The following is an 835-nucleotide window of genomic DNA, read 5'->3' on the forward strand; positions in this document are numbered from 1 at the left end:
TCATGTACTTTGATTCAGTTACGTATTGCTTGTTAAAAATTTTAGAAGAACCGCCCGAACATGTAGTTTTCATCTTGATTACTACCGAAATTTATAAAATCCCCTGACACCATTTTTTCTCGCGCCCAAAGTTTTGCCTTTGGAAAATTTGAACCTCAAAAACATCACTTGCACAATTAACCAAAGTTGCTGCTTTGGAAAATATGTTTATCACTGAAGATGCCATCAAAAGCATTGCTTGCCATTCGGAAGGTGGAATGCAGAAACGCTCTTAGTTTGTTAGATCAGGTAAGCGCTTATCAAAATAATTTGATTACTTCAGAAAGATGTTGCAAATATTAAAGGTACGGTGTCTGCCAGCATTATCAAAAATTGTTCCAAATCTACTAAAAAAAGAAGCGATCAAATCATTGCAACTTTTTACCTAAAAGCAATTGATTCGAGCCGCTTTATCGTTTCTTTTTAATTTTTAGATTTAATTGATGCTATCAAAGATTATTTAATTTGGAATGCAAAAATAAAAAAGATTCAAAAACATCGCCACTTTCCCAAGACCAAAAAATATTATTGCTTGAAGAAACAAACTATTATTGATCATTTTTTAAGAATCTTAATTAAATTACAACAAGACCTCAAAAAGCGCCAGATCAAAAAAAATCTTTGGTAGAAATTGCCTTTTTGCCAAATATGCTCTCTACATTCTTTTTCAATTTCAAGCCAATTTACAAGAAACCCAACAATTTGTAACAAATAAAACAAATATTTACAATAATGAGCTCAGCATCACTTGCATTAGATGAAAACAAATGCCAAAGAAAATTATGAACCAACAAGT

It is taken from the genome of Areca yellow leaf disease phytoplasma, from assembly GCF_041920595.1.